The sequence below is a fragment of the Chryseobacterium sp. CG10_8 genome, assembly GCF_058117085.1.
The window spans coordinates 1-15,014 of record NZ_JBYVEB010000080.1 but is presented as its reverse complement, the minus strand read 5'-3'; the positions used below and the strand labels follow the sequence as shown (position 1 = coordinate 15,014).

Here is a 15,014-nt window from a genome sequence, read left to right as displayed (position 1 = left end):
AAAAATTTATTGAAAAAAACGATAGTAACTTTCATTTGCCCAGTTCAACATCGGTCGGTCACCAGATGTATCCCCGAAAGCTATTGTTTTATCAAATCTTCTGTCACCTATTATTTTTTTTATCCTTTCTATTTTTTCCTTTCCATTGCAGTTATTACTGGCAAATTCACCAGTAAACTTACCATCTCGAAATTCCGCTTTAGTAGCCAAAAGCTTCATACCAAATTTCTCCGCAAATGGTCTTACCCAAATATCCAAAGATGCTGTTACAAGAAAACACTCCGTGTTGGCTCTATCAATGTTTTTAATAAAATCCAAAGCGTTTTCCCTAATCAATTCTGGGTAATACTCCTCAAAAAACTGAGTCGCTTTTTTTTCGATTTTTTCTTGACTTTCGTTTTTAAGAATCGAGGCAATAAAACTTTTCTTCACCTTTTCTGGCTCTGCTAATTTCATTTTTAATAAAAAAAACAGTGGCGTATGAAGCGCAAATTGCATTCGAAACTTCGCATGGTCATAAAAACGCAAGAAAAGGAACATCGTATCCTTCTTCGTAAGCGTCCCGTCAAAATCGAAGCAATATAGTTTTTTCATTTTAAAGTTTCATTTTTTTGAATAAAAATTCTGGAATATGTTTTATAATTAGCATAATCAATCCCCAAATAGGTAACACATAAGCAACATTTTTTTTCTTCTTATATGCTTTATAAATGCCTGCAGCAGCCTGTTTAGGTGTTGCAGTTAATTTTGGATTAAGCGGAAGTCCATCAGTCATTTTGGTAGCCATAAATCCTGGTTTGACCGTCAAAACATGAACTTTTTTGCTAAAAAGGTAGTTTCTAAGTCCACTTAAATATGCCGAAAATCCTGCTTTTGCGCTTCCATATATAAAATTACTCTGTCTTCCTCTGTCTCCAGCTACTGAAGATAGTCCAATGATAGTCCCTGCTCTTTTAGCTTCCATCTTTTGAGCAAAGTAGTTAATCAAAGGTATTAATTTAGAATAATTGATATCTATAATTTTTTGCGTATTCTGAAGATCGTACAGACCTTCTTCCGTACCTTGTCCAAGATATCCTGTAGCACAGAAAAGTAGGTTAGAATTAACGTTCTTCAAATCGCTAAAATTGATATCCTTCAACATATCCACTTCTATAATTTCGGATTGCTGCACGTATTTAACATCCAAATGTCTTGCAAATTTTTCCGTGGTCTCTGGATTGGATGTAAGAAGATATATCTTCTCGAACCTTTCTCCTTCTTTCAACATTTTTTCTACAAAAGCCTGTGCAACTTCCGAATTACTTCCTAAAACAATCATAATTTATGTTTTTTGACTTTGTTTTGAGTACCAAAGGGTACCAAAATCATATTTAATTCATCGAACTTCCTTTAATAATTCGCTTGTGTTGTAATGAAACGAATTTTGGGTTATCGACATTTTTCAAATAGTTAGTTAAAGATGATTTACTCATGCTGTCTTTGGTAAGATAAATGCGTCCACCAAATTCCTCAACGATTTCGTCCAATTTTTCGACCAGTTTTTTCAAACCTTTATTGACTTTGAAATCGAGTGCTAAAGTATAACCTTCCTTTGGAAAAGAATTGTAGGCTTGTGGATTATCTTTCCCAAAAAGCTTCAATACAGCAAGAAAAGATGCATTTCCACTCTTAGCAATTGTCTCGAGAATCCTTCTCATTCCCTCCTTTCCTTTTTCTTTTGGAATTACCATTTGATACTGGATAAATCCTTTTTTGCCATAGATTTTGTTCCATTCATTAACAAAATCAAGCGGATAAAAGAAGGTATTATAATCTACAAAATTGTTGATTTGCTTCTTGGTCTGTTTTCCATAGTACAACCAGTTGAAAATCTTAACACTCCATGTTCCCAAAACAAAGTTTGGAAAATAAAAAGGAACGGTCGGATTCATTTGTTTGGCAACCTTCAGGGGCTCTTTACGGAACTTTTCTGGAAGTTCATGAGCAAAAGCATGTTCTCCTCTCATCATGATAGAACGTCCAATATTTTTACCCTTTTGTAGACAATCAATCCAAGCTACATTATAAGTCCAATCCTCACTTTCGTCGAATAATTGAAAAATTTGGTCAAGATTCTCCGCCTTGATACTTTCCTGACGAATAAAAACGGATTCTATATTTTTTAATTTGAATTTTGCTGAAAGAATAATACCTGTAAGCCCCATTCCTCCTATAGTTGCCCAAAAAATATCTGAATTTTCTTCGCGAGAACAATTGATGACTTCGCCATTTTCATTCAATAATTTGAAGTCGATTACATATTCAGAAAAACAACCTTCGGAATGGTGATTTTTACCATGAACATCCGAAGCTATTGCACCCCCAACAGAAATAAATTTGGTTCCTGGAGTCACATAAAGGAAATATCCTTGTGGTACCGTAATTTCTAATATATCTGAAAGTAGAACACCTGATTCGCATTCCATGATTCCGTCAATGCGGTTAAAGCTTATAAATTTATCTAACTTTTTGGTAGAAAAAATATGCTCCGCCAATGAAGCATCGCCGTAACACCGTCCATTTCCTCGAGCGACAACTTCATTACTTTCTCTTACGAATTCCTTAATCTGAGCAAGAGAATCTTCTGATTTCATCTCTTTCTCTACCACTGGGTAATTCCCCCAATTGGTCACTTTCTGAATAAAATTCGGTTTCATATTATTTAAAATTGCATGTCATATATCAGATATAAGAAGGTGGAAATCCAAAGGATAATTGTCAACTGTATATATCTATCTTTATAAATAATTTTGGTTGGAGACTCTGTCCTGTTATACACCAGAGTCTGCTGCAAATACCTCAAAAAGGCAAAAACAACAAAAATAACAGTGTAAAAAACTTTCACCCCAAATCTTTGCTGTACATCAGAGGTTACCGTAAACATCATGTAACTTACAATAGCTAATGTTACAGAAATCGACAAAGCTATATCTGCAAACTGAACATTGTAGCCATCTAGAGCTTTCCTTGTTTTTCCTGAAATTTGAGAATTGATAAGTTCTCCTCTTCTTTTACCAAGTGCCAAAACTAATGCCAAAACAAAAGTCAATAAGATTGCCCACTGTGAAATATAAATCCCAGTAATGTAACCTCCCGCGAGGACTCTTAGTACAAAACCAATCGCAATAATACAAACATCAATGATGGCAACATGTTTTAACTTGAAAGTGTAAGCTAAATTCATTACGAAGTAAAAAACAATAATACTGGCAAATTTGGATAAGTGAATTCCAAAGTGAGATTGAGCAAAAAGAATCAAAGCAATATCTAACAAAACTAATGTTGCTAAAATTACTATCGCCATAGACTTTGAAATAGCTCCACTTGCTAAAGGCCTATTTTTCTTTTCAGGATGCTTCCTATCTGACTCAATATCAGAATAGTCATTTATTATGTAGATACAAGAAGCTGCAAGAGAAAATATTATAAAAGCAAAAACGCTTTTTAGGAATAAATCAGGATTATTGATATTACCGGAGAAAAATAGAGGAAGAAAAACAAACAAATTCTTGACCCATTGTTCTACTCGTAGAAGTTTTACAAATTTCATCATGTTTTAAAAAAACTTTTGCAAAAATAAGGAATATTAATGAAAAAAACCGCCGAAGCGGTTTGTTATTATGAGAGTTATATCATATTGATTACTGACCTTGTTGAGCATCCTGAATCATCTCTTCATTCGCTGTAATAGCAAATTCAACTCTTCTATTTTGAGCTCTTCCCGCTTCTGTATTATTATCTCCAATTGGTTCAGCTTCACCAACTCCCATTGGGAACATTCTAGAAGCTGCAATACCCTTAGAAATCAAGTAAGACTTCACTGAATTTGCTCTTCTCTCAGATAATGACTTATTATATTCGTCGGTACCTTTGCTATCCGTATGACCATAAATATTAATGTTAGTATCAGGATTATTAGCCAACACCTCGGCCAATTTATCAAGATTAGCTTTAGCTGCTGTAGTCAAATTAGAAGAATCAAAACCAAAATTAACCATGTTTTCACCAAGGGTAATCTTGATACCTTCACCAACTCTTTCAACTTCAGCACCAGGAAGGGTTTCTTTGATTTCCTTCGCTTGCTTGTCCATTTTATGACCGATTCGGTTACCAACAACACCTCCTACAACACCTCCAAGGACAGCTCCTACAGGGGCATTCCCTCCTTTTCCAATGTTATTTCCTAGGACACCTCCTAATACAGCTCCTGCTGTTGCACCAATTGCTGTTCCTTTTTGTTCACTATTAGAGTTCTGAACTGCTTCACAACCTGTCAATACTATTCCTGCGGAAAGTAAGACACCTAAATATTTATTTTTAAGTTTCATTTTAATTCTTTTAATAGTTTATTTAATGACAACTCCAGTCCTTTGGAAATTATAAGTTACCTTCACGTTCTCTCCATTAAAAGGTACATTCTGCTGAAGTGAAAATTGATCTATGGCCTTGTTAACCACTGTTAACTCATAACCAGCTGCAACATTCTTTGCTTTTTCTCCATCAGTTATCTTCTTAAAAAGAAAAGTACTTCCATCTTTTACCTCAAATTTAATTGGCTGAGTTCGTTCTGGACAATTTCCTCCTCCTTTCAAAGTGTAAGCGCCAGAATTATTATTAGGAATTAATCTCCAATAACTTCCAATAAAACATTTAACGTCTGCTCCTTCATCAAAAGGCTTGATTTTAAAGCTTTTGTCATAGTCAATACTTACGATTTCCCAATCTCCTTTTAACTTCATAAATTCGGATTGGTTACTCTGTGCGGTCTCAGCTTTCTTCACTGAAGAACAGGAAGTTAAAATTGCTGTAGCAAAAATTCCTGCAAATAATAGCTTTTTCATAGTAAAAATTTTACTCTAAAGTTAATTAAAAAATTGTGCCAATACACCTAAAAAGAAAAAAAAGTCCAATAAAATTGGACTTATATAAAAATATGCTATTTATTTTTTCACCTTTCCCTTTTTGACAGGTTTAACAGCTTTGACAGGCTGACTTTTCTGATAAAAATTAGTAAATGCGTACTCAGCCGCTTTTCTTAAATCAATGACTCCTCCAGCCCTTGAAATCATATCAAAACGATTATTAGTATTAGTTGGTAGCATCGCATTAACTTCTGACTTATTGGCTGTATTAACTAGAGATTCTATGATTTGGGATGGTGTCAAAGAAGGCATATAGGCTAATAATACGGCCGCTGCTCCTGCAGCAACTGGAGATGCCATCGATGTTCCCTGCTCATATTTATATTTACCATCTGGTATTGTCGAAAAGATTTCAGTTCCAGGCGCAAAAACATCAACAATTTTTCCATTATAATTTGAAAAATCAGCCCTCAAAAATTCAGGATCTCGAGTACTAGCACCAACAACTAAAACATTGTTAACAAATGGTTTCTCATCTGATACATTTTTATAATTAGTTGGAAACTGCTGATCTACTCCAACATCTTTATTATCATTTCCTGCCGCTTTTACTAAAAGAACCCCTTTATCTTGAGCATATTGCAAAGCATCCCAAACAACACTTTTTCCAGGCGAAACGGGCTTACCAAAACTCATATTAAGAATCCTTGCACCGTTATCTACAGCGTAGCGAATTGCGTTTGCAACATCTTTATCTCTTTCATCTCCATCCGGTACTGTTCTCACAGTCATTATCTTAGCAACTTTGGACGCTACTCCGTATTGCACTTCACTATCATGAGGAAGCCCTGAAATGATACCCGCTACATGAGTACCATGTGATGCATCCGGACCTTCATAATGATTATTTCCATAGATTTTTTCATTATAATCATCATAATTATCTCCAACAATATCTTGTCGCGTATCATAATCGAGATTAAATTGCTTTTGAACCATCGGTTCAAAATAATCTATTGCGGATTTCATTTTTTCATTCAACTTGCGTTCAAGTTCAGTTGCTGCGCTTCCAGTCAACTCCTTATCATTAATCAAACTTTTGAGTACTTCAAAATTCCTTGCATCCTCTTGAGTTACAGGCTTAATAGTAGCCAGAGTTTCTACTGTTAAAGGATTACCATTTAAAAGCTTAATTAAACTAGGAATTGAATTATAAATCATAGTATAAGTCTGAAAACTTTGCTTTGCTTCTATCGCATCCTTATTAAAAATTCGCTTACAATCGAGGTACATCAAAAACTCTGCAGGCATACTAGCTTGATTAGCTTTATTAACCGTCGAATTAGTCCCTTCGAACAATGGCTTGTACTTTCTTAGAACTCTAGTGACCTCCATATTATCAATGCCTACATCAGCAGAAACACCACCTATAAAATTCCATCCATGAATATCATCAATGTAACCATTGTTATCATCGTCCTTTCCATTTTCAGGGACTTCATTAGGATTAGTCCACATATTTTTCTTCAATCCAGGATGATCCACTTCTACTCCTCCATCAAGTACTCCTACCACAACTGTTTTTGGCTTCAATCCTTTTGATTCCAAATATTTATACGCATTCTGTGTATTAATACCATAAACTTTGCTGGTAGAAAAATCCTTATGATACCAAGTCATTAGATCTTTATCTAACATTGGATCAACATTATTTTTTTCCTGAGCCATAGCGAAACTACAGCTAAACATCAACCATGCTGCTACTAATAATTTCTTCATGTAAAAAATGTTACAAATTAGATAAATAACTTTTCGATTCCGGACCAAGGTTGCAAATCAAATCTAATACCGAAAGGTCTTTGATAAATCCTAATTTATCGGAAAAAGTTTGATAATAAAAATCCATTTCGTACGTAGATTCGGACTTTGCAGAAAATTGATTTCTTAAATCATTGCCTGAAAACTCTTTCTCAAATAACGTAGTTAAACCAAAACCCACATCGGTTTTTAAAATCTGCTGAAGGGTCTCAATTGCTTTGAGGTTGAAATCAACAAGAAAGCGATCTTCCGTTAGAAATAAATGCTCTAAACCATCTTCATAAAATTCGAAATACGGTGAACTTTGATAGGCTGTTTTAATGGATTTCCAATGTAATTTCTGCCAATTTTCAGCATACGAAATCTGTATATCTTTCATCATGCGACTTCCTGTATGCGCTATAGGAATGATAAGAGACAATTTTCCATTGGCTCCAAAGATATTTGCACGATTTCTATAAGTCTGCTTTGGAAAATTTTCAAATTGCTCCAAAATCACCTCCTGATCACTTTTGACAAACTCAGAAAACCAAGAAATTGGAGGCAAATAAAATATAGGTAATAACGTCTTAATCAAAATTTTACAATTTTCAACAGTTACTCTTCTTCTTTCTTTTTCTTGAAGAATTTGCTAATATAATCCCATCCGAAAAATACGATCAACACTAAGACCGCTAACCACCAGTAAGATGTTTTCTCTTTTTCACCGGTATTGGCCGCTTTAAACATACGATCCCATCTAAATTTTTTCCCGTTGGGTTGATAATCACTTGACTTATCAGCAAAAAGTCCTTCAACACTCATCCAAGTAAACATAGGAGAACCCACAATATTCTCTTCAGGAACAAAACCAAAAAATCTAGCATCCAGAGAAGCATCTCTATTATCTCCAATCATCATATAATAATCCTGTTGAATCGTATATTGATTAGCTTCTTTACCATCAATAAAAATTTTACCATTCTTATTTTCGAGTTGGTGATGCTCGTACTCAGAAATAATCCATTGATATTCTGGTAATGTTTTTTGATCTAATTTGACAACATCACCTTTTTTAGGGATTCTTAATGGTCCGTACCAATCTTGATTATAACCACTATTAATAGGAAAAATAGATTGGGCTGAATCAATATTCTTGGTTTGATCTCCGTTAGAATCTACTTTGTAAGAAACAGCTGTTTCCTCTTTTGGATATACTTCTTCATTCATACTTTTAACCTCTTCCATCTTGCCAATCACTTTTGCTGTTTCATCAGTCAAGCCTTGAAAACGGTAAAAGAATCCGCCATCCTCTGTTTGTCTTTCAATTACTGGAAGAAATCCAAATTTTTCATATAGACCTGGGATGTCCAATTGCCTAGTAGTCACTACATGATATGCATGCTGCTGATACTCGTCCCCAAGAATTTTTTCCGGCTTACCATTAATTAATAATTTGCCAGCTTTAAACTGTATTTCATCTCCAGGAATCCCTACACATCTTTTCACATACGGATCTTTTCTATCAATTGCAACATTAACCGAATCTTGCGGATAATTGAATACAACAATATCATATCTTTCTGGACCTCCTCCAGTTGGAATTCTGAAATAAGGTAATTTTACCGCATCAACATATGATTTCGGATCATCTTTTGGATTATTTTTAATCCCTGTATCTTTAATCGTGCTTTGTAAAAATGGAATTGCTAAAGGCCTCATCGGCATTCTGTAGCCATAACTCCATTTATTAACAAAAAGAAAATCACCTACCAACAAAGTTCTTTCCATCGAGCCTGTCGGAATACCAAAAGGCTGGGTGACAAATACATGAATGATTGTTGCAAAAACTATCGCGAAAGTGATTGAACCCAAAAAGGTATCCTTCTTTTTCGGTACTTCTTCTGTAGAAAGATAAAACTCTTCAACTGGCTGTTCAACCTCTGTATCTTTTGAGTAATTAACATAAGCCATATAGATGAAAGGCAAAAACACCGTCATTAATCTTTCACCAACTGATCTTTTTCCAAATTTCCCCATTAAATAAAGGTGAAAAACGGACATCATAATCGGACCAACAATAGGTAGATAAGATAACGCACTCCACCACTTGCTATGACCTGTTTCTTTAAGAATTAAATAGTAATTATAAAATGGAACAAAAGCCAACAGCGGATTGTATCCCATCTTTTTGAATAATTTCCATGTAGAAACTCCCATCAAAACGGAAAGTATCAGTACATAGAAAGAGTATGTTAAGAAATAATTCATGCTTTGTAATTTTTTTCTTTGTAGAAATTAGTTTGTTTAATGCTTAATTTGTTACAGTCCTAAAACATCTTTCATTCCAAAATTTCCAGTCCTCCCAACAATCCATTCAGAAGAGACCACTGCTCCAAGAGCAAAACCATTTCGATTGAAAGCAGTATGCTTCAATTCGATTTCGTCAACTTCACTTCGGTAGAAAACGCTGTGCGTTCCTGGAACTTCGTCCTCTCTAATTGCAAAAATACCCAATTCATGCCCCATAGTTTCATCCAACTTCCACGCATCAAATTTCGAATTATTTTTGATAATTCCTTCAGCAACAGATATAGCAGTACCGCTTGGTGCATCCTTCTTATGAATGTGGTGTATCTCCTCTAATTGAATATTATACTCATTAAATGGCTCCATTAATTGAGCTAATTTTTCATTAATAGCAAAAAACAAATTAACTCCTAAACTAAAATTAGAACCATACAAAAATGCAGTATTGTTTTCGATTGCTATTTTTTCGATTTCAGGCTTACTATCTAACCAACCAGTTGTACCACAGACAACAGGAACACCCAATTGCAAACAGCTTTTGATATTATTATAAGCCACTTCAGGTTGAGAAAATTCGATGGCAACATCTGGATTATTAAGATTATCTTTCGTTGGAGTCTCATTAAGTCTTGCAACAATTTCGTGCCCTCTTTTGGTAGCGATTTCATCAATGATTTTGCCCATTTTCCCATATCCTACGATAGCTATTTTCATACTTTTTTATTAAAAATTAAATGTAAAACTAATTCCTGGCGTTGTCTTTTGGAATTCGTATTTCTGATCAATTAATGTTGGTTGAATTGCCAAGTCTGGGTCATGTCTACCCTCGTAAAGATTAGCATCTACTACCGCATCTACAATATTAAGAATATATACTACTGCTGTACCTGCAATGGCATAATCCCGCTGTCTTTTGGCGTTGTCCTGAGCATTACCAAGAACTTCAGCAGTGATATAATCGTACTGAGAGAACTCATGATCTTGGCCATTGAGTTCTGACACAAAGGCATTGCGATATTTTTTATATTGCTTTTGATTCCACAAAGTAATACCAACACCGGTACCGATAGCTCCCCAAACTATAGGAACTTTCCAAAGCCTCTTATTATAATATTGGCCTAATCCAGGAAGTACAGCAGAATACAATCCTGCTTTCGTTGGATTATATTTTTGTTTCGAAGGGGCATTTGCTTTTTCTATTTCAGCTACAACATCCGCTGATTTTTTTGCATCCACAACCGTTGATGCGGAAACTGTTCTCTTCTCTAGAACAGTATCATTTTTGGTTTGTCCAAAAAAACAAACTGAAAAAAATACCAGAAAAAGAACAACTAAATTCTTCATGAGGTAAAGTGTTGTAGAATTCTTTCTAGCTCTTCTTCATTCTTGAAGTCTAGAATAATTTTACCTTTATTGGCTTTAGACGAAGTTTTGATTTCTACATTAATATCTAAAACGTCAGAAAGCGACTTTTGAGCTTTCTTCAAATGATTAGGAATTACTTTTTCAGTTGGTGCTTTTTTTGTCGGATTCTTTAGCTGCTGTGCTTGCAACTCAGCTTGTCTAACATTAAGATTCTCCGTAATAATCTTTTTGAAAAGCAGATCCTGCGACTCTATACTGTCTAGAGAAATAATAGCTCTACCATGACCAGCCGAAATCGAACCACTTCTTATGGCATTTTGCACTTCTGGGCTTAATCTCAACAATCTAATAGAATTGGTGATGGTACTTCTCTCCTTTCCGACACGCTGGCTCAAATTTTCCTGCGTCAAACCGATTTCTTCGAGTAATCTTTGATATGTTAACGCTACTTCAATTGCATCAAGATCTTCTCTTTGGATATTTTCAACCAATGCCATTTCCAGCATTTCTTGGTCATTAACCAATCTAATATATGCCGGAAGTGAAGTTAGTCCTGCTAATTTTGATGCTCTATATCGACGTTCACCAGAGATAATGACAAACTTTTCGCCCTCCTTTCTTAAGGTCACAGGCTGAATAATTCCCAAAGTCTTGATGGACTGCGCCAAATCTTGAAGCGCTTTTTCATCAAAATGAGTTCTTGGTTGGGTTGGATTAGGAACAATGTCTTCAATAGCTATCTCAACAATGTTACCTACAAATCTTTCTGCTCCCTTGTCAGAAGCTGAGTTAATGGTAGCTTTGGATTCGGCGCTAAGTATCGCCCCTAATCCTCGTCCCATTGCTCTTTTTTTATCTTTCATTATCTGATTTTAATTATTTGAAACCACTTTTTCCTACAACATACATCTAGCAACTATCAATTTCGCGAAATTTCGATAGCAAGTGAATTTCTATTTCTTTACTAAATTTTCATTTTTAAGCAAAACCTCTTCTGCTAATTGAATATATTGAATCGCTCCTCTACTCTCTGCATCGTAATTTAAAATACTCTCACCAAAACTAGGTGCCTCACTCAACCTTACATTTCGACTAATAATGGTCTCAAAAACCATCTCAGGAAAATGCGAATTGACCTCTTCTACAACCTGATTGGAGAGGCGAAGCCTACTGTCATACATGGTCAAAAGCAAGCCTTCTATATCAAGATTATTGTTATGAATATTCTGGACATTTTTGATGGTATTTAGTAACTTACCAAGACCTTCTAACGCAAAATACTCACACTGTATCGGAATAATCACCGAGTCAGCAGCAGTCAACGCATTAACTGTAATTAGTCCCAAACTTGGTGCACAATCAATGATAATATAATCATAGTTAGGTCTAATAGATTCTAAAGCCTCCTTCATCTTGTATTCTCTGTGATTTTGGTCAACCAATTCAATTTCAGCTGCGACCAAATCAATATGAGATGGGATTATATCAACATTTGGCGAACTGGTTTTACAAATAATTTCCTCAACAGACTTACTATGTTCCAACAAATCATAGGTAGAAAACTGAACTTCTTCTACTCCTAATCCTGAGGTCGCATTTGCTTGCGGGTCTGCATCTATTATCAGTACTCTTTTTTCCAAAACTCCTAAGGCCGCAGCTAAGTTAACTGCAGTTGTTGTTTTACCCACTCCTCCTTTTTGATTAGCAATTCCAATGATTTTAGCCATAATTTTCATTTAATTCACAAAAATACATTTTTTTTGTTTCTAAGCTGGGAAGTAAAAAAGCTAAACTATATAAACCTTTGAATATTAAAACAATAGGAACAAAAAAAATTATCCACAATTTTTATTTATTGTGGATAATTAAAAAACTATAGGAAAATTAACTTTATTCTATTCTAATAGTAATTGGAATTTGGAAGTAAGACCTTACTTTTTTTCCACCTTTCTCTGCTGCTTTCCAAGCACCTTTAGCTTTTATTACTGCATTTTCTGCCTCTTTATTAAAGTTGGCATCGCTTCCCTTTGCGACCACCTGAGAAATAGACCCATCGGTTTCTACAACAAACTTAACAACCGTTTTGATGGTACCCATATCTTGATAATCTTCAGTATCAATATTGTTCATTACCTTATCTCTAAACTTATTGATACCTCCAATATAATCGGCCTCTACTTCCACCTTTGTTTCAATTGGAGGAGGACCAGTTGGCACGGAAGACACATCAGTTTTAGGACCAGAAGGAACCGTTGGTGGAAGAACAATTGGCGGATGATAAGTTGTCGTTTCGGGGCCAGCAACATCATCAGTCCCAGCAATTGCTCGGTCATAATCATTGATATTAGCTGCAGGCTTTTGAATAGTTGGATCTTTTGTTGGCGTTGGAACCCTAGAATCAAACTGCGCAACCGTTGTTGGTGGAGGAGTCACTTCGGTTGGCGTCACTGGTTCATCAATGCCTTCATCAACATTGGTAAGTTCAATCACTGATGGTGAAACAAACTCTTCATCAATCACCTCGGATTTCAACACATTCATTACAACAGGTACAAGCGCAGCAATAGCAAAGAAAGAAACACCAATAAACATGGATTTCAGAAGTACAGAACCTTCTTGATTTCTTAGTACATATGCACCATAGCTTTTGTTTCTATTTTCAAAAATAATCTCATCGAGATTAGAACGATTTTGGAAGTTTAGAAAATCTTTCATTACAATCAATTTTTTTAATTAATAACAAATTGAAATAATGCTTATTAGTTTGTGAGCTTTTTGCAAAAAGTATTATCTAGAATACAATAATCCTGCCATATAACATAGAATTAACCAAATTAAATAACATTTTAATATTTATAGAATAAAAATTCGGGAAAAACACTATTCAAATACCAGCTATACCCTTACTTTTTTCGTAAGGACTCGTGATAAATTTGCACTGAAAACGGGGAAGCCGAAAACCGATTAGAGTAGGCAAGACTAAATACTAAATACCATGTCAAAAAAAGTTAAAAATCTAGAAAACGAAGAATTCACAGGACGTTATCTTGTACTCATTCCACAAGGAGGTAACACTGAAGATTTCAAAAATCAAATGAACGAATTGATGGGACTTGAACTGAAGAGTTCCGCAGAGTTTGAAAACGAATTTTTTACCGCATCAGATTTAGAAAAAACAGACGGGATCGTCCTTGACAAATTAGGGATCGCTATTGTCAATGAAAATCCAAAAATGAACGCGGGGATGATTTCTGCATTAGAATCGGACAATAAAATGATCGTCGAACCAGAAAGGGTCGTTCATGCTATTCATTTATTAGAAGAAAACACTCAAAACTATATTGAAGGTTATCGAGATGCCATCAACAGCTTTTCTGATCTATTACTGGGAATTAATCAAAGTGAGGATTATGAAAACTTACAAGAAATTGCCGATCAAGACGCAGGCATTAGTGCTGTTGGAGCAACTTGGGGACTAAAAGCAACAAAAGTAATTCCACCATCTTTTGCTTACACCAATCCATACTCTGGAGCTGGAATCAAAGTAGCTATTCTTGATACAGGATTCGATTTTAATCATCCGGATTTCTCAGGAAGAGCAATCATCCATAAAAGTTTTATTGATGGAGAAGCAACTCAAGACGGACATGGTCACGGCACCCACTGTACCGGAACATCCTGCGGCCCAATTTCACCGGCTGGAAATATTGAAAGATACGGAATTGATTATAATGCACAAATTTATATCGGTAAAGTTCTTGCAAATTCTGGACGAGGATCTGACGGGAGAATCCTTGCTGGAATCAACTGGGCAGTAGCTAACGGAGTTTCTATTGTAAGCATGTCTTTGGGAGCTCAAATAACTTCTGCTGGTTATTCAACAATTTTTGAAAATGCAGCAGCTACAGCCCTTAATCAAGGCACTTTAATTATAGCAGCAGCGGGAAATGATTCTAATAGACCTGGATATATTAATGCTGTTTCTCACCCCGCCAATTGCCCTTCTATTATGGCTGTTGGCGCTGTTGATGTTAATAATAATATTGCCTACTTTTCGAATGGAGGACAATTCCCGTCTTACGGAGCCGTTGACATTGTCGGGCCAGGAGTTAATGTTTTTTCCTCAACTAAATTACCAACAAAATATGCCAATATGAATGGTACCAGTATGGCAACACCACATGTTGCAGGAATTGCGGCACTTTGGGCTCAAGCAACAGGAATGAGAGGAGTCGCTTTGTGGAATAAGTTGAGATCTACGGCAAAACCATTATCTTTACCCTCAAGAGACATGGGAGCTGGATTAGTGCAAGCACCTAACAAATCAAGACTCATTGCTTATCCTCCGATAAAAATTAAATACCCAATCAGGTTTCCTATAAATCCTTAATCATGAAAAATCGGTGGATAATATCAATTGAGCCATCAGCTGAACAAAATTTTGTTCACCATCTGAAAGAGCTGAATATTGAAATTCAACAAATTTTGAGCGCAATAAGCATCATCATTGTCGATTGCACAAAAAAAGATGCAGAGAAAATCAAAAAAATCAAGGGATTTCTCGCGATTGAAGAAGAAGGCGATGTCAGCATCATTTAGCCAACAAAAAAACCGCTTCACAAGAATGTGAAGCGGTTT

Annotated in this window: 16 protein-coding genes; 2 read left to right on the top strand and 14 right to left on the bottom strand. The window is 35.4% G+C overall.

The genetic code is table 11. From position 1 onward, the window contains the following. Window positions 1–6: 6 nt before the first annotated feature. The 14 genes from AC4AGG_RS12200 to AC4AGG_RS12135 form a co-directional block, all read right to left on the bottom strand. On the bottom strand, window positions 7–594 hold the full coding sequence (locus AC4AGG_RS12200) for an HAD family hydrolase (RefSeq protein ID WP_489772286.1): 588 nt from the start codon (window positions 592–594) through the stop codon (window positions 7–9). A gap of 1 nt (window position 595) precedes the next feature. Beyond that, a complete protein-coding gene (locus AC4AGG_RS12195) occupies window positions 596–1,321 on the bottom strand; it encodes an SDR family NAD(P)-dependent oxidoreductase (protein WP_489772285.1) in 726 nt (241 codons plus the stop codon). Window positions 1,322–1,373: 52 nt separating this feature from the next. Continuing rightward, window positions 1,374–2,699, bottom strand: coding sequence for an FAD-binding oxidoreductase (locus AC4AGG_RS12190; protein WP_489772284.1), 1,326 nt, complete (start codon window positions 2,697–2,699; stop codon window positions 1,374–1,376). 5 nt (window positions 2,700–2,704) lie between these two features. Beyond that, window positions 2,705–3,595, bottom strand: a complete 891-nt coding sequence (locus AC4AGG_RS12185; protein WP_489772283.1) for a decaprenyl-phosphate phosphoribosyltransferase — start codon at window positions 3,593–3,595, stop codon at window positions 2,705–2,707. A gap of 88 nt (window positions 3,596–3,683) precedes the next feature. Then, a complete protein-coding gene (locus AC4AGG_RS12180; protein WP_489772282.1) occupies window positions 3,684–4,370 on the bottom strand; it encodes a YiaD family glycine zipper/OmpA-like lipoprotein in 687 nt (228 codons plus the stop codon). A gap of 18 nt (window positions 4,371–4,388) precedes the next feature. Next, complete coding sequence (locus AC4AGG_RS12175; protein WP_489772281.1) at window positions 4,389–4,883, bottom strand: hypothetical protein; 495 nt, start codon at window positions 4,881–4,883, stop codon at window positions 4,389–4,391. A gap of 99 nt (window positions 4,884–4,982) precedes the next feature. Next, window positions 4,983–6,683 (bottom strand): S8 family serine peptidase, encoded by a 1,701-nt coding sequence (locus tag AC4AGG_RS12170; RefSeq protein WP_489772280.1) that lies wholly within the window; start codon window positions 6,681–6,683, stop codon window positions 4,983–4,985. 10 nt (window positions 6,684–6,693) lie between these two features. After that, window positions 6,694–7,299, bottom strand: coding sequence for a WbqC family protein (locus AC4AGG_RS12165; protein WP_489772279.1), 606 nt, complete (start codon window positions 7,297–7,299; stop codon window positions 6,694–6,696). A gap of 20 nt (window positions 7,300–7,319) precedes the next feature. Next, the gene (gene lepB / locus AC4AGG_RS12160; protein ID WP_489772278.1) at window positions 7,320–8,972 is read right to left on the bottom strand and encodes a signal peptidase I; all 1,653 of its coding nucleotides are present in this window, start codon (window positions 8,970–8,972) and stop codon (window positions 7,320–7,322) included. 51 nt (window positions 8,973–9,023) lie between these two features. Beyond that, window positions 9,024–9,725, bottom strand: coding sequence for a 4-hydroxy-tetrahydrodipicolinate reductase (gene dapB / locus AC4AGG_RS12155; protein WP_489772277.1), 702 nt, complete (start codon window positions 9,723–9,725; stop codon window positions 9,024–9,026). A gap of 9 nt (window positions 9,726–9,734) precedes the next feature. Further along, on the bottom strand, window positions 9,735–10,355 hold the full coding sequence (locus tag AC4AGG_RS12150; RefSeq protein ID WP_489772276.1) for a DUF5683 domain-containing protein: 621 nt from the start codon (window positions 10,353–10,355) through the stop codon (window positions 9,735–9,737). Continuing rightward, window positions 10,352–11,239: a ParB/RepB/Spo0J family partition protein gene (locus AC4AGG_RS12145; RefSeq protein WP_489772275.1), complete on the bottom strand. Its 888-nt coding sequence runs from the start codon at window positions 11,237–11,239 to the stop codon at window positions 10,352–10,354. Before AC4AGG_RS12145 ends, AC4AGG_RS12150 begins: the two co-directional genes overlap by 4 nt. A gap of 90 nt (window positions 11,240–11,329) precedes the next feature. After that, window positions 11,330–12,103 carry a ParA family protein gene (locus tag AC4AGG_RS12140; protein WP_489772274.1) on the bottom strand — a complete coding sequence of 258 codons (774 nt, stop codon included), beginning with the start codon at window positions 12,101–12,103 and terminating at the stop codon, window positions 11,330–11,332. 163 nt (window positions 12,104–12,266) lie between these two features. Further along, window positions 12,267–13,091, bottom strand: a complete 825-nt coding sequence (locus tag AC4AGG_RS12135) for an energy transducer TonB (protein WP_489772273.1) — start codon at window positions 13,089–13,091, stop codon at window positions 12,267–12,269. Between the two features lie 280 nt (window positions 13,092–13,371). On the opposite strand from AC4AGG_RS12135, the gene AC4AGG_RS12130 reads away from it, so the two are divergent. Together AC4AGG_RS12130 and AC4AGG_RS12125 are read left to right on the top strand one after the other, a co-directional pair. Further along, the gene (locus tag AC4AGG_RS12130; RefSeq protein WP_489772272.1) at window positions 13,372–14,766 is read left to right on the top strand and encodes a S8 family peptidase; all 1,395 of its coding nucleotides are present in this window, start codon (window positions 13,372–13,374) and stop codon (window positions 14,764–14,766) included. Window positions 14,767–14,768: 2 nt separating this feature from the next. Beyond that, window positions 14,769–14,975 carry a hypothetical protein gene (locus AC4AGG_RS12125; protein WP_489772271.1) on the top strand — a complete coding sequence of 69 codons (207 nt, stop codon included), beginning with the start codon at window positions 14,769–14,771 and terminating at the stop codon, window positions 14,973–14,975. The last annotated feature ends 39 nt before the right edge of the window (window positions 14,976–15,014 follow it).

Excerpts from the sequence above, each read along its gene's own strand:
- AC4AGG_RS12200 (WP_489772286.1), bottom strand. The coding sequence starts at position 594 with ATGAAAAAACTATATTGCTTCGATTTTGACGGGACGCTTACGAAGAAG.
- AC4AGG_RS12195 (WP_489772285.1), bottom strand. The coding sequence starts at position 1,321 with ATGATTGTTTTAGGAAGTAATTCGGAAGTTGCACAGGCTTTTGTAGAA.
- AC4AGG_RS12190 (WP_489772284.1), bottom strand. The coding sequence starts at position 2,699 with ATGAAACCGAATTTTATTCAGAAAGTGACCAATTGGGGGAATTACCCA.
- AC4AGG_RS12185 (WP_489772283.1), bottom strand. The coding sequence starts at position 3,595 with ATGATGAAATTTGTAAAACTTCTACGAGTAGAACAATGGGTCAAGAAT.
- AC4AGG_RS12180 (WP_489772282.1), bottom strand. The coding sequence starts at position 4,370 with ATGAAACTTAAAAATAAATATTTAGGTGTCTTACTTTCCGCAGGAATA.
- AC4AGG_RS12175 (WP_489772281.1), bottom strand. The coding sequence starts at position 4,883 with ATGAAAAAGCTATTATTTGCAGGAATTTTTGCTACAGCAATTTTAACT.
- AC4AGG_RS12170 (WP_489772280.1), bottom strand. The coding sequence starts at position 6,683 with ATGAAGAAATTATTAGTAGCAGCATGGTTGATGTTTAGCTGTAGTTTC.
- lepB (WP_489772278.1), bottom strand. The coding sequence starts at position 8,972 with ATGAATTATTTCTTAACATACTCTTTCTATGTACTGATACTTTCCGTT.
- dapB (WP_489772277.1), bottom strand. The coding sequence starts at position 9,725 with ATGAAAATAGCTATCGTAGGATATGGGAAAATGGGCAAAATCATTGAT.
- AC4AGG_RS12150 (WP_489772276.1), bottom strand. The coding sequence starts at position 10,355 with ATGAAGAATTTAGTTGTTCTTTTTCTGGTATTTTTTTCAGTTTGTTTT.
- AC4AGG_RS12145 (WP_489772275.1), bottom strand. The coding sequence starts at position 11,239 with ATGAAAGATAAAAAAAGAGCAATGGGACGAGGATTAGGGGCGATACTT.
- AC4AGG_RS12140 (WP_489772274.1), bottom strand. The coding sequence starts at position 12,103 with ATGGCTAAAATCATTGGAATTGCTAATCAAAAAGGAGGAGTGGGTAAA.
- AC4AGG_RS12135 (WP_489772273.1), bottom strand. The coding sequence starts at position 13,091 with ATGAAAGATTTTCTAAACTTCCAAAATCGTTCTAATCTCGATGAGATT.
- AC4AGG_RS12130 (WP_489772272.1), top strand. The coding sequence starts at position 13,372 with ATGTCAAAAAAAGTTAAAAATCTAGAAAACGAAGAATTCACAGGACGT.
- AC4AGG_RS12125 (WP_489772271.1), top strand. The coding sequence starts at position 14,769 with ATGAAAAATCGGTGGATAATATCAATTGAGCCATCAGCTGAACAAAAT.